This is a genomic window from Microcoleus sp. B3-D7 (assembly GCF_036705305.1).
Classification (GTDB): domain Bacteria; phylum Cyanobacteriota; class Cyanobacteriia; order Cyanobacteriales; family Microcoleaceae; genus Microcoleus.
The window spans coordinates 102,638-126,259 of sequence record NZ_JAUBUE010000010.1 but is presented as its reverse complement, the minus strand read 5'-3'; the positions used below and the strand labels follow the sequence as shown (position 1 = coordinate 126,259).

At 47.2% G+C, this 23,622-nt stretch carries 18 protein-coding genes and 1 tRNA gene; 7 read left to right on the top strand and 12 right to left on the bottom strand.

Annotated elements, in window-relative coordinates:
* Positions 1–326: 326 nt before the first annotated feature.
* Positions 327–1,325 carry a hypothetical protein gene (locus QUB25_RS10350; protein WP_333183160.1) on the top strand — a complete coding sequence of 333 codons (999 nt, stop codon included), beginning with the start codon at positions 327–329 and terminating at the stop codon, positions 1,323–1,325.
* Between the two features lie 7 nt (positions 1,326–1,332).
* Positions 1,333–1,494 (top strand): hypothetical protein, encoded by a 162-nt coding sequence (locus QUB25_RS10345; protein ID WP_246276752.1) that lies wholly within the window; start codon positions 1,333–1,335, stop codon positions 1,492–1,494.
* A gap of 617 nt (positions 1,495–2,111) precedes the next feature.
* Here QUB25_RS10345 and QUB25_RS10340 read toward each other — a convergent pair.
* The 9 genes from QUB25_RS10340 to QUB25_RS10300 form a co-directional block, all read right to left on the bottom strand.
* Positions 2,112–5,660 carry a PAS domain S-box protein gene (locus QUB25_RS10340; protein WP_333183158.1) on the bottom strand — a complete coding sequence of 1,183 codons (3,549 nt, stop codon included), beginning with the start codon at positions 5,658–5,660 and terminating at the stop codon, positions 2,112–2,114.
* A gap of 532 nt (positions 5,661–6,192) precedes the next feature.
* A complete protein-coding gene (locus QUB25_RS10335) occupies positions 6,193–6,801 on the bottom strand; it encodes a Uma2 family endonuclease (RefSeq protein ID WP_333183234.1) in 609 nt (202 codons plus the stop codon).
* 163 nt (positions 6,802–6,964) lie between these two features.
* Positions 6,965–7,038 (bottom strand) — tRNA-Val (locus QUB25_RS10330).
* 87 nt (positions 7,039–7,125) lie between these two features.
* Entirely contained in the window at positions 7,126–9,117 is a 1,992-nt protein-coding gene (locus QUB25_RS10325) for a serine/threonine-protein kinase (RefSeq protein ID WP_333183156.1), read from the bottom strand.
* Positions 9,118–9,223: 106 nt separating this feature from the next.
* A complete protein-coding gene (locus tag QUB25_RS10320) occupies positions 9,224–9,670 on the bottom strand; it encodes an SRPBCC family protein (RefSeq protein WP_333183154.1) in 447 nt (148 codons plus the stop codon).
* A 102-nt stretch (positions 9,671–9,772) separates the two neighbouring features.
* Complete coding sequence (gene zds / locus QUB25_RS10315; protein WP_333183232.1) at positions 9,773–11,209, bottom strand: 9,9'-di-cis-zeta-carotene desaturase; 1,437 nt, start codon at positions 11,207–11,209, stop codon at positions 9,773–9,775.
* Positions 11,210–11,269: 60 nt separating this feature from the next.
* Positions 11,270–11,641 (bottom strand): type II toxin-antitoxin system PemK/MazF family toxin, encoded by a 372-nt coding sequence (locus tag QUB25_RS10310; protein ID WP_333183153.1) that lies wholly within the window; start codon positions 11,639–11,641, stop codon positions 11,270–11,272.
* Positions 11,631–11,885, bottom strand: coding sequence for a hypothetical protein (locus tag QUB25_RS10305; RefSeq protein WP_333183151.1), 255 nt, complete (start codon positions 11,883–11,885; stop codon positions 11,631–11,633). Before QUB25_RS10305 ends, QUB25_RS10310 begins: the two co-directional genes overlap by 11 nt.
* 115 nt (positions 11,886–12,000) lie before the next feature.
* Positions 12,001–13,650 (bottom strand): DUF6930 domain-containing protein, encoded by a 1,650-nt coding sequence (locus tag QUB25_RS10300; protein WP_333183150.1) that lies wholly within the window; start codon positions 13,648–13,650, stop codon positions 12,001–12,003.
* A 244-nt stretch (positions 13,651–13,894) separates the two neighbouring features.
* On the opposite strand from QUB25_RS10300, the gene QUB25_RS10295 reads away from it, so the two are divergent.
* From QUB25_RS10295 to QUB25_RS10285, 3 genes are all read left to right on the top strand, one after another.
* Entirely contained in the window at positions 13,895–14,248 is a 354-nt protein-coding gene (locus tag QUB25_RS10295; protein ID WP_333075296.1) for an iron-sulfur cluster assembly accessory protein, read from the top strand.
* Positions 14,249–14,335: 87 nt separating this feature from the next.
* Positions 14,336–14,752 carry a tetratricopeptide repeat protein gene (locus tag QUB25_RS10290; protein ID WP_006632681.1) on the top strand — a complete coding sequence of 139 codons (417 nt, stop codon included), beginning with the start codon at positions 14,336–14,338 and terminating at the stop codon, positions 14,750–14,752.
* Positions 14,753–14,948: 196 nt separating this feature from the next.
* Positions 14,949–15,146 carry a hypothetical protein gene (locus tag QUB25_RS10285; RefSeq protein WP_172187588.1) on the top strand — a complete coding sequence of 66 codons (198 nt, stop codon included), beginning with the start codon at positions 14,949–14,951 and terminating at the stop codon, positions 15,144–15,146.
* A gap of 172 nt (positions 15,147–15,318) precedes the next feature.
* On the opposite strand, the gene QUB25_RS10280 is transcribed toward QUB25_RS10285, so the two are convergent.
* The gene (locus QUB25_RS10280; protein WP_333183149.1) at positions 15,319–16,950 is read right to left on the bottom strand and encodes a DUF3352 domain-containing protein; all 1,632 of its coding nucleotides are present in this window, start codon (positions 16,948–16,950) and stop codon (positions 15,319–15,321) included.
* Between the two features lie 147 nt (positions 16,951–17,097).
* Between QUB25_RS10280 and thyD the strand changes: the two genes are divergently transcribed.
* The gene (thyD, locus tag QUB25_RS10275; RefSeq protein ID WP_333183147.1) at positions 17,098–18,024 is read left to right on the top strand and encodes a thylakoid membrane protein ThyD; all 927 of its coding nucleotides are present in this window, start codon (positions 17,098–17,100) and stop codon (positions 18,022–18,024) included.
* A 125-nt stretch (positions 18,025–18,149) separates the two neighbouring features.
* Positions 18,150–19,205 carry a nucleotidyl transferase AbiEii/AbiGii toxin family protein gene (locus tag QUB25_RS10270; RefSeq protein WP_333183145.1) on the top strand — a complete coding sequence of 352 codons (1,056 nt, stop codon included), beginning with the start codon at positions 18,150–18,152 and terminating at the stop codon, positions 19,203–19,205.
* A gap of 111 nt (positions 19,206–19,316) precedes the next feature.
* Here the strand turns inward: QUB25_RS10270 and QUB25_RS10265 are convergent, their stop codons facing one another.
* Positions 19,317–22,334 carry a leucine-rich repeat domain-containing protein gene (locus QUB25_RS10265; protein ID WP_333183144.1) on the bottom strand — a complete coding sequence of 1,006 codons (3,018 nt, stop codon included), beginning with the start codon at positions 22,332–22,334 and terminating at the stop codon, positions 19,317–19,319.
* 323 nt (positions 22,335–22,657) lie between these two features.
* Positions 22,658–23,599, bottom strand: coding sequence for a glutathione S-transferase C-terminal domain-containing protein (locus QUB25_RS10260; RefSeq protein WP_333183231.1), 942 nt, complete (start codon positions 23,597–23,599; stop codon positions 22,658–22,660).
* Positions 23,600–23,622 lie beyond the last annotated feature (23 nt).

Genomic DNA, 23,622 nt, shown 5'->3' with positions numbered 1-23,622 from the left:
AAAAACAATAAGTCTGACTAAACTACGAATAAGGACATAGCAAAGCGGTTGGGCGAGCCTCCTTTCGTCAAAATGCAGGTTTGAAGAACCGCCTGATTTTTCGTGTCTATCAATTGTGCTTGCATACCCAAGCGTATTTTTGCGGCTTGGGCGCATACCTCAAGCCCCTTTTTTCTCAACGCCGAGGAGGTGATGCCATGTAAAAGGTCTATCGACCTCACAGGACAACACAACTCAAAATTGTATCAAAGATCCAGACCAAAACTTCTCCTTTGCGATCGCACAACTTCTGTGCTATCGTGCCCTTTCTCGAACCATTCCAGATCATGTCCCCATCAATTGACAACTTCTACCTAGGCGATGTCGCCTCCAACTTTCACTTTGCAGGCCCGCTGCTAGACTTTGAAGAAGAAATCCAGAGTCAATCTCCCTTTCACGATTTAGACTACCTGACAAGCGAAATTAAAAGGGGATTCCTAGACTACGTGCGTCAAGGAATCATGCTGGACGCAATCCGAAAACTGCGATTGTACAAAGACAAGTTCAAAACTTTTAAAACTTACTGCGAACAAGCATTAGGCAGGCAGTATTTTTACTGCACGCAAATTATCAAAGCTGCTGGCATTTGCCTGCGCTTGATTAAAGCCGGATTTGAGATTTTGCCTAGCTGCGTCGCTCAAGTTGTTCCTTTGTTCAAACACGCAATTACCGACCAATATGGCGACTGTCGTTTACAGGAAAAGTGGCAAGAAGTTGTCGATGTTATACCAAAAGAAAGGATTACCGCAGTAACTATTGCCGAAACAGTTGACAACAATCCCAACCTCCGGCTCAAACAAATTCGCATTAAAACCGACACCTACGCCCTTTTAACCAAAAAAGCAGCCGCAGCCGGACTGTCAATTTCCGAATTTTTGGCAAGGTTGGTTGGCGAATACAATCCCAGAAATTTAGAGCAGCCAGCGGAACATACTCCCGAACAAGAGGAGATTTTAGACCAATTAGACGCGGAGTTTAAGAAGCCGGCAACGGAACAGACTTCAACTTCTGCCCCAGGAAAAGTTAAGTCTAAAGGTTTTGGAGTCAAAGTTGACCCTAAAGGTGGTAAAAGGGAAGGTAAGGCGAAAACTTCGGAAAGGGAAGTTAAGGCAAAAACTTCGGAAGGTGAAGTTAAGTTCAAAAATCGGCAAAGTGAAATCAAAGCCGAGAAACAGTCGAATTCATTTAATGAGAAAAATCATGAAGTCATCTGCCCAAAATCCAATCATGCGTCAACTGAAATTAATGGAGGTTCAACTGAACGAAATTCAGTGCCACCTTATTAAAGCCACTGTGTTGAATTGGTGGCAAATAGTTTTGCCTGACGGTCAGAAGATTGCGATCGAGCACGCGGGCGGCGGACACTGGATTTTTCGGGCTAACGGGCTTGAGAAATCTCATCCAGAAGTGCGGCTAGCGGTGTTAAGGGCGATCGCCGAAGGCTGTCGCCGATAAGTTACGGCTCAGGACACGGCGCGGTGCCGTGTCCTGAGATGGACTGGCGGACTGGTGGGCTGGGGGCGATCGACATTGCTTAAGGTTGCGATCGGAATTTCCTAACTGTAGGGCAAAGTTAAAATTTCCCGCGTTGTGGGCCCAGGGCAAGTGTCAAGGATATATTATCGGGTTTGGGGAGCAATGCCTTAGCAGAGCCTATTCATACATCGAAGCCAAGCAGCATTAGGCTAGCCCTCTCGTGACATTTTCTTCCCAGACTATACTCAAAAGACATCTCGAATAATCAATTTGAAATCCTTACTCCACCATCATATCAAATTTGTTAGCATCAGAATTACTCCTATCTCTCTACTCTTTATCTGCGTTAATCAGCGTCAATCCATTGTCATCTGCGCTTGCTGAAATTCTATTTTTTTAACCGCAGATAAGGGCAGATAAACACAGATTAACGCAGATGAATTATATCAATTCTGGTTGCACCATCCAGCGGTAATTGTTGACTGTTGACTGGATTTGACTATTTCGCTGCAAGCGGAATTTATCTCATTCAGTTTTTCGGCTGACAGTTAACAGCTAACAGTCAACAATCATCAGGAGTGCAACCGTAGTTAATATTACTCTATTGGATGAAGCAATTTCTCAATTGTCTCCACTAACGTTTCAGGCTCAACAGGCTTGGGAAGATGCCTTTGAAATCCGGCTGCTAGTGCTTGCTGTTGATTTGCCTCACCTGCATACGCTGTCAGGGCGATCGCGGGAATTTCTCCTCCCTCCTGTATGGATAGTTGTCTGACTTGACGAATCAACATATAGCCATCAATTTGTGGCATTCCAATATCAGCAATCAAAACATCTGGCTTAGATTCATTGAGCTTTTGTAGCGCATCTTTTGCTGAAGATACAGAGATCACTGTGGCTCCCGCTTGCTCCAAAATACATTGAACTAACTCTAAATTGTCTACTTCGTCATCGACGGCCAGGATACATAATCTAGCCAAGGGTGAAGTGTGAGCTGTGAGTGATAGATTATCGTTGCGATCGCTGTTTGCATCATTGCTTCTGGCTAATAAAGGAAGTGTGACAGTAAATGTTGATCCCTGTCCTTCTCCAAAACTTTCGGCTTTGACAGTTCCACCATGTAGCTCAACGACGTGACGCACGATCGCTAATCCCAGCCCTAATCCACCAAAGCTTCTGGTAATACTGCTATCGGCTTGTCGAAATGTGTCAAATACATAGGGAATAAATTCTGGCTTAATCCCTTTCCCTGTATCCCTGACTTGAATTTGAGCATAGGAATCAATTTTTTTTAGTTCAACTTCAACTCGACCTCCAGTTGGGGTGAACTTAATGGCATTGGTGAGCAAATTCCAGACTACCTGTTGCAATCGGGTAGCATCTCCTAACACATCGCCAACATTGGGTTCTAGGTGAGTTTGAATTTGAATGTTTTTCGCTTCGGCGGCTAAACTAACTGTTTCGAGCGCAGCTTTAAAAGTTGTTTTCAAATTAATAGGAGTAGAGTCCAAACTCAGCTTCCCTTGCAGAATGCGAGAAATATCCAGCAAATCCTCAATCAGTTGAACTTGCAACTGGGTATTGCGTTCAATCGTTTCGAGAGCTACCGCCGTCTTGCCAGAATCCAGGGTTCCCCTTCGCAGCAGTCGAGTCCAACCCAGAATCGGATTCAACGGAGTTCGCAATTCGTGCGACAAGACAGCTAAGAACTCATCTTTAATTCGGTTAGCTGCTTCTGCTTGTGTCCGTGCTTGCGATTCTGACTCGTAGAGCCGTGCTCGGTCGATCGACTGCGCTGACTGCTGTGCCAGTGCCAAAACAAAAGCGCGATCGCTCTCGGAAAGTTGGGGAACGGTCGAAAAACTCAGCGATAGTCCACCAACGGCTTGTCCTTCAATCAACAATGGCACTGAAATCCAGGCTTCTGAACCAGCCTTGGCATACGCTTCGGCTAAATGAGGATAACGGGCAATTCGGTTTTCCATAGTTTCTACCCAAACAGGTTGCCCACTTCGCACAGCTTCTGCGAGAGGATAGGGTGCGTGAATTGAAAAACTGCGCTGAAATTCTCCTACGTGCTCATACCCGATCGCTTGAATAATCTCCAGTTCGCTTGCATCCTGGTTTAATACGGCAACCAAACCAGAACTCGCTCCCAGTGCGGACATTCCCTGTTCAATAATCACCTGAGCCACTTGAGCCGAGGTTAGCGATTCAGACAAAGCCGTCATCACCGCCAGCAGTCGAGCCGTCCGGTTAGCCGCGAGTTCGGCAGCTAATTGCGCTTGTTGGGTTTCATTATAGAGACGAGCGTTATCAATGGCGATCGCTGCTCGCTGAGCCAAATCTTCAGCCAGGCCAATGTCTTCCAGGCGATAGCGGCGATCGGATTCAGTAAACACAAAGGTAATGCTACCCAAGACGCGCCCGCGTGCCTGTAGGGGTGCAATGATGCACGACTTTAACCCAACTCCACGTAAGATTTCCAGGTATTCACCATTCGGCACTGCAGCAACTAACTGTTCATCTGTAATCTCAATCCCAATTTCAACCTGTCCTGTTTGTATGACTTTAGCAATGCCATACCCATCATCGAGATGTCTCGGAAAGCGTTGAGCCAACTCCCAGCCAAACTTCACTTTTTCGGGATCAGAATGAGCCACTGCAACCCGATCGATTGTGCGATCGTCATTCAGCACATCAACACTACACCAATCTGCAAAATAAGGAACTGCCAGCTTTGCAACGCTTTGGAGAGTTTGTTCATACTCTAGTGAAGAGGAAAGGACAGCACTCACTTGGGCTAAAAATGCTGATTTTTCCTGAGAAACCTCTGCTAAAGCACGGGCTGCCTGTTCTTGAACAAGCTTTACTCGTTCGTCTTCGGTTTGCTTGCGTTCAGTAATGTCGCTGAAAGCAGCAATGATATTGATGATTTGTCCCTCTGCGTCAAACAAAGGGGAAGCATTGATCGAGAGAATCGTGCGAGTTCCATCGGCATGGCTAATGCCATGTTCAATACCATAAACAGGCTCACCTGTTTGCATAACCCTCGCAAACGGCAGTTCATCTTCTGGGAAAGGATGACCTTCCACGGTTGTAATGAACCAGGATGGATCGTTATAGCCTCGCTCCACAATGTCGCTGCTAGTTAATCTTAAAATCCTCTCTGCTGCCTTATTAGCGGCAATAATCTGTCCGGTAGAATCTAGAATAGTGATGCCATCAGGAATAGTTTGGAAGATGCTGGATAATTGCGCTTCACCCTCACGCAGAGCAGTTTCTGCCTGCTTGCGCTGTGTAATGTCGTGCATCACGACAACTGCACCCTGTTTTTCGCCGTTTGCGGCAATAATTGCCTGTCCAGTTGCTAACAGCATTCGCGCCTTTCCCTGCTGCGGAACAATCATCATTTCCACATCACGAACGTTCTGTCCTTGCAATGCCTGGAACAGGGGAATATCCTCTGTATTCATGGGTGTTTTGCCGTCGGGCAAATACAAGTCATAATACTGGGCCCATTGAGCCGGTGGAAGTGGCTGCTGAGGTACCCCATGAAAATCTTTAGCTGCTTGGTTAAATACCGTCAATATGCCATCGGCATCGCAAGCGACAATGCCAGCTTGAACGTTGTTTAGGATTGCCTTCAAAAAGTCCTGTTCTTTCTGAAGGGTGGCTTCCACCTGCTGGCACTTTGCGATTTCGGCTTTCAATTGTCGATCGAGTTGAGATGTTTGAGTCGTGTCTTGGAAGTAAATAAGTAAGCCATCTTCACTCTTGATGAGGCGAATTCTCAACCACTTGTTGAGTGAGGGGTAGTGTTCTTCAAACTCGATCGCCGTTGGCGTTACGATCGCTCGATGACAATACTTATATAGCTCAGAGGTAAGATCTACCGAAAATATAGTCCATATATTTTTGCCTATCAGGTGTTGCCACTTCCTGTTTAAAAGCTGCTCTGCTTTATGGTTGACATAGGTGGAGTGCCACTCTGAATTAATAGAAATAAAGGCCTCAGTCATGTGAGCGACTATCACCGCAAATCGTCGTGCTTCGAGTGCTTGGCAGTGCGTACATAGCTCTTGAGGAAAATTTACAGTAAGCTCTTGTCCATCATTCAAGGAGTGTGTACGTTCTACATTCATTGCGGTTAGTCCTGCCTATTTAGCTATTATGCCAGTTATTGTTAGGGAATCAAGATATAATATGCCCAAAACCTAAGTCATTCAGTGTTTAAGCACACGGGCGATCGCCACTCATGGGACAGCACCGCTAAAAACTCGTCTTGAATCCGGTTAGCGGCTTCTGCTTGGGACTCTGCAAGGCGATCGGATTCTAACTGTTGTTCTCTTTCTTTTTCTGCTTGCTTGCGCTTTGTTCACGGATGGGGATAGTGCCGACGAAAATGGGGCTAGCGTTTCTTTAACAGCGAACTCATGCAAACTGCGAAACTGCCCAGCAACAGCCTCGACAAAACGTGGCGACTGTACTAAATCTCTGCCCTAGACATATTCTGTCATTCCTAATTGATAATGCCAAATCTACCAGTTTGGTTGTAGAAAAAACAAAACCCGCTTTGTGCGCGGGTTTTAGGTGACAAAACTGGACTCTAACAAGTGACCCCTACAATGGCATTGTAGTGCTATAACCAACTTAGCTATGCGATCGCCTCCGCACTTATCCACCGTTAAAAATTTGCTTAGCGGTCAAATTTAACTCGGGAAACACCGCTGATTCAATCCTTTCCTCTCCCCGAAACAGCTTAATTTGATACTCACCATCTACTAAGTGATAAACCGATAAAGTAGGCTGTTTGGGATAACCAATATAACGGCTACCCCCTAAACCTAAATAATCTACAATCCAATATTCAGAAATGCTTAATGCTTCACAATCAATCATTTTCTGTGCATAATCATCGCGCCAATTTGTCCTGACAACTTCAATAACTAATTGAATCGAATTTCCCTGAGTAATAACTGATTCTCTTTCCCATCGAGACTCATTGGCTTCTACCGCTTGTTTATCTAATACAATCACATCTGCATCGTAGCCCGAGTTATCGTTAAATTTAAGGGTACATGCCTTGGGAATAAAGTAAGGAAGTTGTAATCGCCGAATTTCTAAACCCAATTCTATCGCTTGAAAACCCGCGATTGCTGAATGTTTACCCGTTGGATTTGGCCTTTCAACAATAACTCCGTTAAGTAATTCATAGCGTCCCTTTTCTGGTTTCCATTCCAGGAATTCATCAAAAGTCATTAACTTGGATATTGCTTGAATCAGGGTAAAGTCTCCAATGCTCTAATATCATTTGATTCTGACTCAGTAGCGTTCGTCAGATTTTTAAGTCAATTATCTAGCTAATAGGCTAATTGTCTAGCAAAAGACAAAACTCTCGGTAGGACTTTAAACAACAAAACCCGCTTTGTGGGCGGGTTTGAGAAGATGGACACAACTGGACTCGAACCAGTGACCCCTACGATGTCAACGTAGTGCTCTAACCAACTGAGCTATGCGTCCTCACGAATTCCTAATGTAGCAGAACATTTGATCGCCTGTCAAGCAGAAATATGAGATTTTTTTAAGCGGGCACTCTTGACATCGCCCCTAATGCCCAATCCCCAGCCAAATCTTCACAGTTCGATCGCCCGCACCACTAGCCAAACTCCCCCCATCAGCACTAAACGCCACCGACAAAACCTCCCCCCCGTGGCCCGTCAGAATTTCCAGCAAACCCCCCGTACCCGCATCCCACAAATAAATCGTGCCATCCCGACTCCCCGTCGCCAAAACCCGACCATCGGGACTCAACGCCAGACACAAAACATCCCCAGAATTGTCCCTCATACTCCGCAACAGCGTCCCTCGCCCCTGTGCATCCACCCGCCACAACTTCGCCGTACCGTCCCGACTCCCCGTCGCCAAAATCAATCCTTCTGCTACTCCCCCCCTTACCAAGGGGGGGCTGGGCGGGGTCACAAAAACGATCGCCCGCACCCAATCCCCGTGTTCGGCCAGAGTACAAATCGATCGACCATTTTGCCAATCCCACAACTGCACAGTCTTGTCCCGACTGCCGCTAGCCAAAAACTCCCCGCCAGGACTAAAAGCCACCGCCTCCACCCCGCCAGCGTGACCAGTCAAAGCCGACATCCCCTTTCCCTTATTCAAATTCCACAACTGCACAGTTTTGTCGCGACTGCCGCTAGCCAAAACCTGACCATCCCGACTAAACGCCACAGCAGAAACCCTGTCAGAATGACCAGCCAAAGCGTACCACCACTTACCCTTATTCAAATCCCAAATATGAATTATTTTGTCCCTGCCGCCACTAGCCAAAGTCGCGCTATCAGGACTAAACGCCACACAAGTCACCCAGTCAGAATGACCCGTAAGAGTGTACCAGCGCTTACCCGCGTCCAACTTCCACATCTCAATCGTCTTGTCCTCACTGCCGCTAGCTAAAGTCGCGCCATCAGGACTGAAAGCTACCGACGTGACAGCATTAGAATGCCCTACCAGAGTATGAACACACCTCCAAGTAGGCGCGCGTGCGGGAACAACCCGCTGCATCGGCGGCACAGGTATGATTGTGCCTGCAAGCGTTGGCGGCACTGCATTCTGCACCGCCGGCGTCCTCTGCGGCGTGGAAATAGCAGGAGCAGCCGGAGTCGGAACCTGTGCCGCCGACTGCTGCGGCTGCAAATCTTTCAATACCTCAGCTACAGATTTGTAGCGCCGACTGAGACTCGATTCGATCATTTTGTCGAGGATGCGACTTAATTTCGGATCGATTGGAACCTTCAAAAAGTCTCGCCAAACCCAAACATCTTGATTGATATCAAACAAATCAAAAGGAGATATTTGAGTTAGCAAATAAATGCAAGTTACTCCCAAACTGTACAAATCGCTGGCATAAACCGCTTGACCTCTAATTTGTTCCGGCGCCACAAATTCGGGAGAACCGATGACTGTACCAGTTTCTCTCAAACCCTCCACAACTTTTGCAGCGCCAAAATCAACTAAAACTAATTCCCCGGTTAAGGTGGGGTAAGTATAAATAATGGGAGTTTGAGAAATGCGGCGGCGGATAATATTGGGGGGTTTAATATCTCGGTGAATTACACTGCGATCGTGCACGAACTGCAATACTGGCAATAAATCCTTCAGCAGACTGAGAATTTTACTTTCGCTGAAAGGCCCAGTCCGCGCCAACTCTTCCTGTAAATTTTGACCTTCTATAAATTCCTGTACCAAATACTGATAGCGTTCCTGCTGAAAGTGCGCCAGCAGTTCGGGAATTTGCGGGTGTTTCCCCAATTCATCCAGCCGCACTGCTTCTCGGTTGAATAATTCTGCTGCTTTTTCGCTGCTGCTGGTACCTTGAGATAGCGGGAAAAACTGTTTAATTGCACAGCGGGGTTTTGAGGGTTTGTCTTGGTCTATTGCTAAAAAAGTCCGACCGAAACCGCCGCGCCCGAGGGGTTTGATGGCGCGGTAACGTTCTCTCAGCAACAGTTTGGAGCCGCAATTCAGGCAGAATTGGGTACGATCGGCATTTTGCGGGTTTTGACAAGCGGGGTTTAGGCAGTAACTCATAACTGAACCGAGAAGGAATCAGCAGCACATCTCTATGATACTGACGCCCAAGAGCGATCGGCTCTCGCGTTACAATTAAAAACCACAGGACTTTAGTCCTCAGAATTTAAGATGTCGCTTTCACTTTCAGAGCATACTCTTTAAACCTTTCCAAGTCAGCCTGAATTGTCGATTCAACCACGCGGCCCAGAAATAGGTTATCCATCAATTTTCCCAGCCAGCCGGGAATTCCGTAAGCCACTGTCAGCTTGACGATACTGCTGCCTTTGCGATCGTAAAATCTTACGGCACCTCGATTTGGCAAACCGTCTACCGATTCCCACTGAATTATCTGATGCGGCACTAATTTGAGAATCCGAGAAAGCCAGCTAAATTCTAACCCGCCAGTTGCGAGTTTCCAGCGAGACAATTCTGGATCTTCTTCGAGAACATGAACAGATTCTATCCACTTCATCCAGCGCGGCATTTGCTCTAAATCTGACCAGAGTTGCCACGCTAATTCGATGGGAATTGCCACTTCTACTTGGACGCTGTGTTCTAACCAATCAGTCATGCGATTTTAGATTTTAGATTTTAGATTTTAGATTGAAGAATTGTTTCTTTCTGGTTCCCCGGCTAGGGCTGGGAACCAGAGAAAACGAGAGACGACTAATGACTAATGACTGTAAGCTTCGAGAATTGCCTTAGCCGCTTGATGGCCTGAAAGTGTCGCTCCTTCCATGCTATCAATGTAGTCTTGCTGAGTGTAACTTCCTGCTAGAAAGAAATTGGCGATCGGAGTTTTTTGAGCAGGGCGGAAAACATCCATTCCCGGTGCTTCGCGATACAAAGATTGAGCGAGCTTAACTACACTATACCAAGTCATGTTTAATTCCCGCGCTGAGGGGAATAAATCCTGAACTTGTTTGAGTACGTGTTGGGCGATCGCCTCATTGCTTTGTTTAATAAACGGATCTCCCGGTGTCAGCACCAACTGCAACAGCGAACCTTTTCCTTCTTGATAATAATCCTTGGGGCTTGTCAGCGCCAAATCTGCAAAACAAGAAAAATCTGCATCTGCTGAATATAGCAAATTATCGATTCCTACAGCGTGGCTCAACTGTTTGCGCTTGGCTTCGTCTTCCAGTTCCGTTACCCAACCGTCGAACCGCAATTGTACTGTAGCCACCGGCACCGCATCTAATTTATAAATGTTGTCAAATTCTGACCATTTGCGCCAAGCTGGGGGCAATATTTTCTGAATTCCTGGCACGTCGCAGGCGAAAACGTAAGCGTCTGCGGTAATATTTTCTTGTGTTTCGCCGTTAGCTACTAGCAAGCCTGTTACGCGGGTTTCTTCGCCTTCTTCAAACTGAATTTCTCTCACTCTGCGCCGCGTGTAAATTTTTGCTCCTTTCTTTTCCAAATATTCCACAATTGGTTTGTGCAAATATTCGTTGGGAGAACCAGCTAGCATCCGCATGACAGAGGCTTCGGTTTTTGATGCAAAGAATTGAAATATTGTCAACATACACCGGGCAGAAATATTTTCAGTGTCGATAAAACCCAGTGCGTAGGCGATCGGATTCCACATTCTTTTGAGCGAGTTTTGGTTGCCACCTTGGCTGCGGAACCAGTCAGCGAAGCTAATTTTATCCAAATCGCGGATAGTTTTCATTGCCCCGTCAAAGTCTATCAAACCTCGGACGATCGGGCTAGTTCCCAGGGCGATCGCATTTTGAATTTTGTCTTGTACGGATAGCTGGGATGTCGTGAAAAACGCCTTCAATCCGTGCAAAGGAGCACCCACGGGAAAGCGAAAATCTAAAGAACCGGTTTCGCCGCCTCGATTGATAAAAGTGTGGACGTGTTCTTTGAGGAGCAAATCGTCAAATGCTCCCACTTTTTTCATCAGGGCAAATAAGTTATAATAACAGCCGAAGAAGACGTGCAAACCCATTTCAACGTGATTGCCGTCGGGATCTACCCAACTTCCGACTTTGCCGCCGACAAAGGGGCGGGATTCAAAAATTTCTACTTCGTGGCCGGCCTCCACTAAATCGACTGCTGTGGTCATTCCAGCCAGTCCCGCACCTGCGATCGCAACCCGCATTTTACCTATCCTTTCCAGTATTTTTACAGATTGTAACAAATTTTAGAATTTCCGAAACATTCAAAGTTCATAAATGCCGATCGACACTTGTATAGCCCTCTGAATTCTTGCCAAAGACACAGCACTAATTTGACCGTAAGGGCCTTGTTCTAGAAATGTCTGTCGCAAAGCAGAAACGTTTTCACATACAGCTAGAGAATCAGCTTGCAATCCTCCCTCACCCGCAGGAATCAAGACGCGAGTAGGATTTTCTACTCCTGCAAGGTTACTGGTGAAAGGAACAACAATGACAGAATCCGTAAACTCGTTGCGGATATCGGGAGAAACCACAACTACAGGTCTTTTTTTGGTATCTCCTAACTGACGCAAAGCTCTTGAAAGGTAAATCTCACCTTGGCGAGGATAAGTTTTTGCTGTTGAGTTAGAGTCCATCGCTGCTCCATGTTTCTTCTATCTGTTCCTCTACCAAATTAAACCATTCTTTTTCATCCTCAATATCTTCTTGGCTGCGGTTTTGATAAAATTTCCGCAACTTATCTTCGATTTGCTTAGCGTACCAGAGACGGAGAGCTTGTTCGATCGCCTCCGTCCAATTATCAGTAAGCTGGTCTATTTTATCAGCTAATTCAGCATCAAGGGCGACTAAAACTTCTCGCTTTTGAGTAGAATTTGACATAATCATTCTCCTTAATAATTTAAAAACTACGGTGCGCTGCGGCGCACCTTACAAATTACTTTTACTTCTTCTTTCTCACAACAGCCAACAGTCAACAGTCAACAGTCAACTAACTTTAAAACATCGGCATCAACTGAAGTGGTCCAATTCCCAAGTCTTTAGCAGACACCCAGCGCACCTCCAGCAAAGCAACCATATCCTTAAACTGAGGCTGACCGCGAGAAGCACCCATCAACCCTTTAGCAATAATCAAACCGCACCAACCGTTGGTTAATTTACAGCGGCGATCCCACTTCTTGCGAGCTTCCTGATGCACCGGATCGTCTTCATTAAACTCTCCAAACAAATACAGATCCCCATTTTTAGTTTGCAAAATACCCAAGTCGTATTGCTCATCCTGAAAAGGATTTTCGCCCGGATTAAAACCAATTGCCTTCACCCCTCCAGCTTCTTTCAAATCCTGAATCATAGTTTTTGCCTTCGGATGAGAAGTTTGGATCATCACCACCGGCAAACCATCTCCGGCGGTATTAATATCAATTTCTGCACCTTGGTGAAACTGCACACTTTCGCGCAGGAACTCTACCGTTTCCCAAGGTACGGCGCCGAGACTCAAAAATGAATTTTGCGGCACCAAATCGTCCCGCAGCAGTGGCTTTTCAAATTCATCATCATCGTCATCATCATCATCGTCATCACCGAGCATCTGTAATAATTCGTCTGACACCTCGGGCATCGTCGAAACTTTAACGGATACCTGTTGAATTTCTCCGTCAGGCTGCGGAACCGGGATGCGGTAGCGACTGCTAAGACTGGGAAAAGTGTCTGCTCCCAATTTCCGGCGACCGTTGCGGAAAAAGCGATGAAATGCTTCGAGAGCAACTAACATCGTGAGGGCTTCTTCTTCGTAAAGAATCGATCGCAATCCTTCTAAAGGATGTAGGTTGCCGAAATTTGGTTCAATTTCCGATGGAGGCAAATCGGCTAAATCAATTTCGTCCTCGTCGTCCTCATCAATATCTGCTGCACTTTCAAAGGTGAGAAACAAACAGTCTTGCCCTAAAAAAGCCTGTTCTAAATCTTCAAAAGATTCATCATTATTGACGACTCGTTCTCGAAACCGTTTCAAGGATTCTAGAGAACGGTACAGTAAAACTCCGTAATCCATCCTGCCTTGCCCCAATACGGAAACGTAGAGGCTGGCGACATCCCACTGATTGATTTCAATAGATATAATTTGGTGTTCGCTCAAAGTCCGCCACGGAGCATCTTGCCAAATTTGAGCAGCTTTTTCCATTAAAACTTCAGCATACTGAGGGGGCAACTCAGGAGGTCTGTTGATCGCGACCTCTTCCATGCCGCGAAATATTTCGTCAATTAAGGGCAATTCCGGCACGTAGTCAATGGAAATGCTTAAATCTTGAAGTACGCCCCGCAGATAAAATTGAATTTCTCGGTTTTTGACTACTATTTTTTGGGGCCGACCTGCAGGAGCCGGGCTTTGGGGATGTTCCATTGCCCGTAGCAGGGCCCGGACGATCGCCTCTGGGCCGGCATCTGGGCCTACCATGTCCATAGCCCTCACGACTCCCTCGGAGCCATCGACCCAGAGAATGCACTCGCCACCACCTTCTAGAATGTCATCGTCATCTATCATCAGGTGTGAGTCAGCATTAGATAAGGGTCGGCGATCGCCCTCCCACACGCTGGGAATTTGAGGTAAGTTTTGTAGCCGACGAAGAGTAGAGCGATTCAGCGCTGCCATAGAGTAAGCCCGTTGAGTGAAGCATTGTTGCGGTGCCGGTAGCCGGTCAACCGCTGCTTCTCAATCATAAACCCTATAGGGGGAGAGGGCATCAAGCTTGGGAACGAGGCCTCGCGGGAATTAAAAATTAGAAGCTAAAAATTCTGCCTTCAGCATCTAACCGAATGCCTTCTGGCGAATGCCTGTACAATGGAGCAATAAGATTAAACTCTTTGCATTAGACAGTCTCAGGAGTTCGGAAATTATGACTCAAGCCACTTCACAAAAGCGGGGAATTCAAATGACGGACTCTGCTATCCGTCAAGTTTTAGCCCTGAGAGAAAAACAAGGTAAAGACCTCTGCTTGCGGGTAGGGGTGCGCCAGGGCGGATGCTCTGGAATGTCCTACGTGATGGATTTCGCAGATCCCAGCACCGTGAAATCCGACGATGAAGTGTTCGACTACGACGGTTTTCAGGTAGTTTGCGATCGCAAGAGCATTCTTTATCTCTACGGTTTGGTTCTCGACTTCAGCGATGCTATGATCGGGGGCGGCTTTCAGTTTACTAACCCCAACGCAACTCAAACTTGCGGCTGTGGCAGTTCTTTTTCTACATAAATCGGAAAAGAGGGCCTGGGGCAGGAAGTTGTTAACTGCCCCATGCCCTTTTCCGTGCAACATCCCAAATCTAAAATCTAAAATCGAATGACCCCTGAAGAATTGTTTAAAGACGGTTTCGATCGCTACCAAGCTGGCGAAGCCCCGGCTAATCTGATCCCCGTGTTTAAAGAAGTGTGCGAAAAAGCTCCCAAAAATGGCAATGCCTGGGCTAGCCTCGCGTGGCTCTACCTGTTGGAAAATAAACCTGCACCGGCTCAAAAGGCAGCGAAAACAGCCGTTAAATTGAACCCTCACGACCCCCAAGCTCGCATCAACCTAGCAGTAGCGATCTTGGATCTCAAAGATAAAGGAGTGCGCCCCCACGTAGAAGTGGCTCAGCAATTAGTGATGGCTTCCGAAGAGTTGCTAGACGAAGTTAAAAAAAATTTTGAAGAAGGATTAAAGAGAAAACCCGACTGGAAGAGTCTCGCCCGCGTTAAACAGTGGCTTCTGGAGCCGTAACCGCGCAAACAAGTCGATGTGTGGGCGGGGATCGACGAAAGTGGCTTTGCGGTTTATTACGACATCGTAATAAATCAATAAATAACTTTATGGAAAACTCAGAAAGTCAGTGCTAGTATTTGAAGACTTAGACGATTGACAAACCCGCTCAGCGGTTTTCAGATTTTACTACGATAATACTAGGAGTTGTAAAAACATGAGCAATGACAGCCACGTTAACATCAAACCAGCAACCCGCAACCACAAAGGTTTCTTTATTCAGCCCGCTTCTTACAAGTTGATGAGCATCGATAAATCCGGCTGGGCCTTGATTTGCATGGACAAAGCAGTTTGTCACTACGTAGACCCGGATGATTTGCAATTGCCGAATAAATCAGGAATGTCTGAAGGTTAATTCTGAAGTTTTGAGAGACTTTAAGATGCTTTATTTGAGTAGCTGCCCTCCATTGAGGGCAGCATCTTTTTTTAGTCAGAAAAAAGTCCGGCAACAAAGCCGTGTACGGGATTTAACGGATAGAAAGAATTAAGGAAGAATTAGCGATTACAAATTAGCGATTACAAATTCCCTAATTGTTAGATTTGAAGGCAAAAAGCATCTCCAACTCAGCAGTTGTCGGTTGCGTAGAAGCTGTGGCTACGCTAACTCCTCGGAGAGAATTCAGCAATTCAGCGGCGGGGGGCGAAACTAAATTTGGCTGTACTGCGAGCAAATATTGGTTAGCCCAAGACATGGTTTTTTCCATATCTATGTAAAAGTAACCTTGGTTGGCCCGCGGTAAAGAAGTAGCGATCGCCTGAAAACTCGGACTACTGCTTAACGGTTGCGGTGGCGTCGAAGTAATCACATCAACTAAAGGCCCACCGAAAGCTACAAACACAGAATTTTCATTCAGCCAACCGTGCCCGAATAAAGTGCCTTGCTGGGGTATTTGCCACTCCGTAACTTCTTTGCCTTGAACTTGTCTGGGGGCGACACTGACTGTAGGATTGCTTTTGGCGATCGCATCGAGTTTTTTCAGAGTTGCTTCTGCAGCAGGGCGATCGCTGGTTTCAAAAATCATCGCCGCCCCCATCCCCAACTGAGACAAAATCCCTTGATTGGAACCGATCGCCCCGATCGCAAATTCCCCGTTCATCCAACCAAAAACCTCTCGATCCGCATCCAGATCCAACCGCTTAAAACTATCCCTCACCTGCTGAACTCCCCTGTCAACTTCCGGGCTATCTTTTGCCTCAGCGGTTGCTTGCGACCAAATTTTATCGATTCCCTTGCCGCCGACTAAAGCAATAGTTTCATCCGGAAATCTGGGCAACAATTTCGATGCAAATTGGGGCTTTTGCTGCACGAATTTAGGGTCTAACTGAGCAATAGTTTTTACCCTCAATCCCTCACTATCTGCTCCAATTCCCGCAACCAACGACTTGACTTGTTTGAACTGTGAAAACACTGTCCAAGGCAACTGGATATCGGCGGGCAAATTAGTTTTCAATTGCTCAATTGCAGCAGGATAGTCAGCAATATAAACAGTTGCGATCGGATTCTTGACACCAGCACTCTCTGCAAAAAACTTAGTGGTGCTCTGCTGCGTAGCGAGGGAGGGTTCTCCTTTAAAAGTATCGATCGCCAATTCCACAGGCTTTTTCAAAGGAGCCATCACTAATTGGTCGTTCAGCAAAGCCACACTGTAGCGCTTGCCAGTTGGCTCTGCAATCTCAAAGATTTTAACTCCTTTATACTCGCTTTCTTGAGTAGTTGCACCGGGCTGAGATTTTAATTTATTAGCAAAATTCCAAGCGCTAATTTTATTTTTCACGCTGACGACTACCAGCAGTTTTGGAGGCTCTGTATTCGTCACAGCATCAGGGGGCAGCAAAGCGACCATCACCCCCCCTAACCAAGGCTTTAAGTCCCTGTCAAAGTCGATTTGAGTGCCTGCCAAGCTTTGTTCTTGAAAGCCCTTCAAACCCTGACCGATCAACTTTTGAGCTCCTGGCGTGCCAAATCGCTGCAACTTTGACAACGCTTGGGGATTGGGGGAGATAAACGCGGCCATCATTGCTTCGTCGGGCACAACTTTGGCGCTGTCTTGAGGGTTGGATACTTGTTGGCTCAAACCCTGGAAGTAAAAGTAGACCGCAGCGCTACCTGCTGCGACGGTGGAGGCAGCAATTAGAAGCTTTGATTTTTTTGCTGGCATGGTTTGTGTTCCTCGCGTCCATATCAGTTTAATCAAAATACAGAAAGCTTGTGGGGAGGCGATCGGGCCGACGCTCTAGTTTTGTATAATTCAAAACAAGTTTGGACGATCGTCTAAACTGCTAGAACTGTGCATTATTGGTAAAAGATGAAAGTAGCGATCGCGGGAGCAACGGGATTTGTAGGTAGCCGGCTGGTGGAGAAGCTGCAAGCTGCGGGACATCAAGTGGTGGTTTTGAGCAGGGATGCGGCGAAGGCTGGCCGAGTTTTTCCCGCTTCAGCTTATCCGAATTTGGAAGTTGTCGCCTACACTCCGGCGGAGTCTGGTGATTGGCAAAAGTCGATCGCTGGCTGCGACGCTGTTGTCAATTTAGCAGGGGTTCCGATTGCTGAGGAAAGGTGGACGGAGGCGCGCCAGCAAGCAATTCTGGACAGTCGCAGACTGACGACGGCAAAATTGGTGGAGGCGATCGTCAATGCTAATCCTAGACCATCTGTGTTAGTGAGCGCATCGGCGATCGGCTATTACGGAACCAGCGAAACCGCTGAATTTGAGGAAACTAGCCCTGCGGGAAACGATTTTTTAGCAGCAGTGTGCAAAGACTGGGAAGCAGCCGCCCAACCTGCAAAAAATGCGGGAACGCGGCTAGCAATTTTGCGGCTGGGCATAGTTTTGGGAATGGGAGGCGCGTTGGCAAAAATGCTGCCACCTTTTAAACTATTTGCAGGCGGGCCGCTGGGTACTGGGAAACAGTGGTTTTCTTGGGTTCATCGCGAGGATGTGGTTGATTTAATTCTGTATGCTTTGCAAAATTCGCAAGTTCAAGGCGTTTTGAATGCGACAGCACCGAATCCGGTGCGGATGAATGAATTGTGTCAAACTTTAGGGGAAGTTTTAAAGCGGCCTTCTTGGTTGCCTGTGCCAGGTTTTGCATTAGAAATGCTGTTGGGAGACGGGGCAAAACTTGTTTTGGAAGGGCAGAAAGTGTTGCCTAAACAAACTTTAGCTAGTGGTTTTCAATATCAATATCCGACGCTGGAATTAGCACTCAAAGAGATTTTATCGGGAAGTTAGGAACCTACGGAATAGAACCCACCGAATATAATTCGGATGCTTCACAAACAAAGAAAATTCGTCGTTACCAGGCTCTGCCTGGTAACGCATTTCCAGAGGCTTGGTCTCGCTTTGGTCGAAAGCAGATGAACAATCAAGAAATAGCAACCGCATTTAAAGTTCCCGCAGAACTCCCATTTCTTCAAGCTATTTGCTGGCAAATTGCTGATGTCAAAAAATTGACTTTCAAGGAAATGCTATGCCGCTACGAATCCGGCTGGCAGTATTGGGGAGTTTTGGGAAAACCTAGCTCCGAGGAACTGGCTTTTATTCAAGCAATTAGCCAACAGCATCAATCTTGGTTAATAGCGGAACTGGGAAGCAGTTTCCTGCCAAACACTCCCGAAAATTGGGTAAGTTCTCAAGCAATGTTTAAACGCGAAATTCATCAAAAGATATTAACTGTACTCAGCCACTTGAATGTCGAATTTCTACAGGAATGTCGGGCGTATTTTGGCGGCGGAACGCTGGTAAGTATGGAACACGGAGAATATCGGTTGAGCCAGGATATTGACTTTATGTGTCCGATGGATGATGGCTACCGTCTTCTGCGCCGAAAAGTTGCCGAAGGAGGCTATGATGCGATTTTTGCCAGTCGCGATTCCCTTGGGGATAGCTTAGCTTCACGCATTGTTCTCCCGAACGATATTCAAGCAAACCAGTATGGGATAAGATTTCCTGTTATTGTTGACGGAACTACTATTAAATTCGAGATGGTTTGTGAAGGGCGAATTGAGTTTGGCGAACCGAGTTATCCAAATTGGTCGCCTGTTCCTTGCTTGAATCAAATTGATAGTATAGCAGAAAAGCTGTTGGCAAATGCGGATCGATGGCCGAGCGATCGGGTAAATTCTAGAGATTTAATCGACTTGGCTGTGCAAAGGTTAGCGACTCCGATTCCCCAAGAGGCGATCGAGAAAGCGGAAGCAGCTTATCAAGTTATGGAACCGCTCGATCGAGCGATTCAGTATTTCCAAGATCGTCCCGATTATCGGGAAAAATGCTATGAGGTTTTGAGTATCGCAGAGCCAAATAAAGTTATTGACGGTATCGATTTACTAGCTCAGGATTTAGGCCGGGAAATAACAGTCAGGACTTTTAGCGAGATTATTTCCTCATTCCCAGGCAGGCTTGAAGATTAGATGCTTAGATGCTGGATTTGGTATTGCTCTCCTTCCAGGCCGAGCATGGGAACTTGAGATTTCCTGTTTAAATTATCACACGATCGTAATAATGGTGTCAATATAAAAATATTAATACTCCTCTACAAACTGCTCGTGAACCCACAGAAATTCGCGGCGTTTGTTCTGGACCCGCACCAAGCCACCAAAACCAGGATCTTTTGCTTTTAGCAGGGCGTGTAATTCTCGCAAAATCGAGCCTTGGGCGCGGATGGCTGCTTCGCCCTGTTGCCAATCCGGGGCATCTCTATCCGTAGACAAATTAGTCGCTAAATCGCTTCCTTTCAAGGTAGACTCGATGCTTTTTTGTCCTAAATCGAGTTCCTCTTCAATGCCTTTGTAGGTTGCCTCATCTAGCATTAGCTTGGTTGCTGAGGCTGCGACAGGTAAGACTAGACTCAGAGTTCCGGTCAAGATTTTGAGATAGGGGGCGGCTTCGGTAAACCACTCGCGCGACACTTCCAATTCATAAACTCCCTTCTTTTTGTCGTTAGGATTTAAGGCGGGAAGCGGTTGACGAGAGTGTTCGCACCAGAGGGTAATTTGCAATTTTGTACTTATCCATTTTGGGCGATCGAAAAACTTGGGATCGACGGGCTTGAAACTGAACAGGCGCGGGCCATCTTTGGCTTCATCGGTGAGCATTTGCATCAGCGACGCAAATTCCTCATCGACTTTGCTGAGAATGATCCGCTGATCCTGAGACAGTGACTGAAAGCGTTCTTCACCTCGACGATCGACAATCGCTAAATCTTCGCGGATGATTTTTAGCTCGTCTTTGACTATATTTCGGAACTGCTGAATGCCGATTTCTTGGGATAGGGGGTGAGCAGTCGGCGCGTTATTCAGCAGACGATCGATGTTTTGCCATTCACCACAGCCTGAAATGGGACAGGGATACTCATGACGATTCTTCTTTTTGCTCTCAATTAGTTTCTCTACCTCAAATAGCCCGTTTCCAGGCGCATTCTTACCGCAAGGCGCAATGCAGGGAACCATCACATTACATCGCAATCCTTCCCAGAAATTCTCGACTAGCCATTTAATTTCTTCGGTGAGATAAGACAAAAACCGTTCTGGATAAGCTGCCCGCACGGTAATTTTTACATCAGTGTTAACATATTCCAGCAATGCCCGACCGTTGTAGTCGTTGTCAAGCATCAAACCCCGTTGCCAATGGATACTTTTTTCGTAATTGCAGCGCCCCAGTGAGTATTTGTGCAAGCGCACAATCAACTGGTAAAACAATCCTTCTGCTACTGCAAGTTGTCCTCGATCGTCCACAATCCGGCAGATTTGCACTTGCTGTCTGTCTCCCGCTTCCGGTTGCTCTCCCCAATTGGGCAATTCCGGGCGTGTATCGCGTACAAGTTGAGCAATCAAGCTGGTATTGCTGGGTTTAGCTGGGTCGAGCACCACCTGGTAGGACAAATCGAAGCGTTCCATCAGCTTGAGAAAGATGGGATGTAGTTCTTTTGGGTAGCCGTTTTCGCCTGGAAACGGGGGATTACTCCATAATTCGCCCAGATGCTCAAAATCTACTAAACCGTTGCGGCGGCGAGTCAATTCATCATCGAGTACGAAGCTGATTGCCTTTGCTAGCCAGTCGGGTTTGAGGATGACGATATCCCGCAGTATTGGATCGTAATGGTAATGGATGATATGCCCCAAGGTATGGGAAATGCGAAGGAAAAGTTCTGCTTGTTCTTTATCGATTCCCTGTTGAGCGCAGATGGCAAGGACATCATTGTAGGGGAGATAGGCTTTGTCGTTTGTCTGCAAGGTTTCCCGCACTCGCTGCCACTTGGCGGGAACAGAACGTCCCATTTCGGGAAGAGATGCGGCGACACTAGCAATCTTTTGTTTTAATTCTGCCAGCCCGGTGCAGGAGTTCTGAGGGTCAGGTTTGCTGTCTATATGGAAGAAGCCAAGCACCGTATCGCTGCCGAATCGATCGTGAATTTCCTGTGTGTCAATGTCGGGTTGTCGCTGTCCGGGGCCGCCGTGGGTGGCGACTACTAGCACCTTGGCATCCGGTGCGCGATGCTTAATCAAGGTAATCCACTCTTTGACAAAACCTTGCTGGGGGCCTTCCCGCGGCTTCCACACTACCAGATACACCGCCGGAGCACTGAAAAACAACTGGTGCGTCGATCGATAAACGGGTTGACCGCCAAAATCCCAACCATTGAGTGATATCTCTGTGCCACTGTCGGGATGGGTGACAATAACTGGCTTAATTTCAATGCCGTGAGTGGTGGGACGACTTTCTAGCCATTCATCCTCGCGCAATGCGCCCAACAGACAACTCTTGCCCACCTCACCTTCACCGATCAAAATCAGTTTGGCTTCATTCAGGGTGATTTGTGCTTGTGCTTTTGCCCACAGGTATTGCAAGACGGCTTCAGTGCCTTGCTCATAGGCAGCAGCGAGGTCAGGATTCAGAGGGTTGTTTTTGAGGTCAAGCTGTTGCAACTGAGTGAGGGATGCGATCGCCTCTGGTAGTTCCGTCAGTTGGTTGTTGTCGAGGTAAAGGTGTTGCAACTGGGTGAGGGAGGCGATCGCCTCTGGCAATTCCGTCAGTTGGTTTTCGGAGAGGTCAACCCGTTGCAATTGGGTGAGGGATGCGATCGCCTCTGGTAGTTCCGTCAGTTGGTTGTTGTGGAGGTCAAGGTGTTGCAACTGGGTGAGGGATGTGATCGACTCTGGCAGTGACCTCAGTTGGTTGTTGTGGAGGTAAAGCTGTTGCAACCTGGTGAGGGATGCGATCGACTCTGGCAGTGACCTCAGTTGGTTGTTGTGGAGGTAAAGCTGTCGCAACCTGGTGAGGGATGCGATCGACTCTGGCAGTGACCTCAGTTGGTTGTCGTCGAGGTAAAGCCGTTGCAACTGGGTGAGGGAGGCGATCGACTCTGGCAGTGACCTCAGTTGGTTTTCGCAGAGGTTAAGCTGTTGCAACTGGGTGAGGGATGTGATCGACTCTGGCAGTGACCTCAGTTTCATTTCCCTAAGATCGAGTGTTATTGCTCCCTCTTGCTGCGCCTGTTCAATGCGCTGCCGTGCTTCCCGATCGCCCTCATTTCCTAACATTGCCAATTCCTTGTTTGGATTTTTGTATATAAGTACGATCGCCTTTTGAGATGACTCGGGCGATCGCCAGACATGATTTAAATTTGAATATTGATTAAGCTCACTTCAAAATAACATCAATATTTTGTTGATCGTGAGGTTTGAGTAAAGGAGAGAATGGAGGGTTTGTTAGAGGGTTAAGGCGAGGCAGAGCCTCTGGATATGCGTTACCAGGCAGAGCCTGGGAACGAGCTAAACCCGGTTTTTGATTCCCTGCGCGATCACCCAAGCATCCTAGAAACCGGGTTTCTGCGATTATTCTGGCATCTTCACGCCCGATTTTGTTAAGAAACCCGGTTTCTGAGCCCGGCGCGATCGTGAGCTTTGAGCAAACTCGCCGGATCGGGCCCAGCGGGGATAATGCAGCCGGGATTCAGCGGGAACAAATTGCCGTAATAATCGCGCTTCACAGCCTCCAAATCGCAAGTGCCAGCAACTCCCGGTAACTGGTACAAATCGCGCAGATAAGCTCCCAAATGCTCGTAATCTTGAATGCGGCGCACATTGCATTTGAACAAGCTGTAGTAAACTGCATCAAAACGGAATAGAGTAGTAAAAAGCCGCACGTCTGCTAAAGTCACCCGATCGCCACAAAGGTAACGACTCCTCAAGAGCGATCGATCGATTTCGTCTAAAACAGCAAACAATTCACTGCAAGCCGAGTCATAAGCAGCTTGAGATTGGGCGAAACCGCAGCGATAAACGCCGTTATTCACCGATTGGTAAATCTTCTCATTCCACTCGTCAATTTGCGATCGCAAATCCAGAGGATAAATATCCATTTGAGGATTGCTAGCAAACTCGTTAAACTCCGAGTTTAGCATCACAATAATTTCCGAACTCTCGTTATTGACGATCGTCTTTTTCGAGTCATCCCAAAGCACCGGCACTGTACACCGCCCCTGATAGCCCGGTAAAGCCAACTGGTAAAGTTCCGGCATCGTGTTGCAGCCAAAAGTCTCTGACTCCAGCACCCACATTCCCCCTTCAGAGGGATAGACAATCGACACCGAGATCGCATCTTCCAGCCCTTTGAGCGCCCTCGTCACCAGAGTGCGGTGCGCCCAAGGGCATCCCGTACCCACGAAGAGGCGATACCGTCCTGCAGCGGGCTCGTGAGGGTTGTCTGGTGCAGTGCTGACAAAGTTGCGGAAACTGCTGGTGGGGCGAATGTATGCTCCGGTGCGATCGGGCGGCGCTAGTTTTGACATCATTAATTGCCACATTGATGTCCAGACAAATTTGCCGA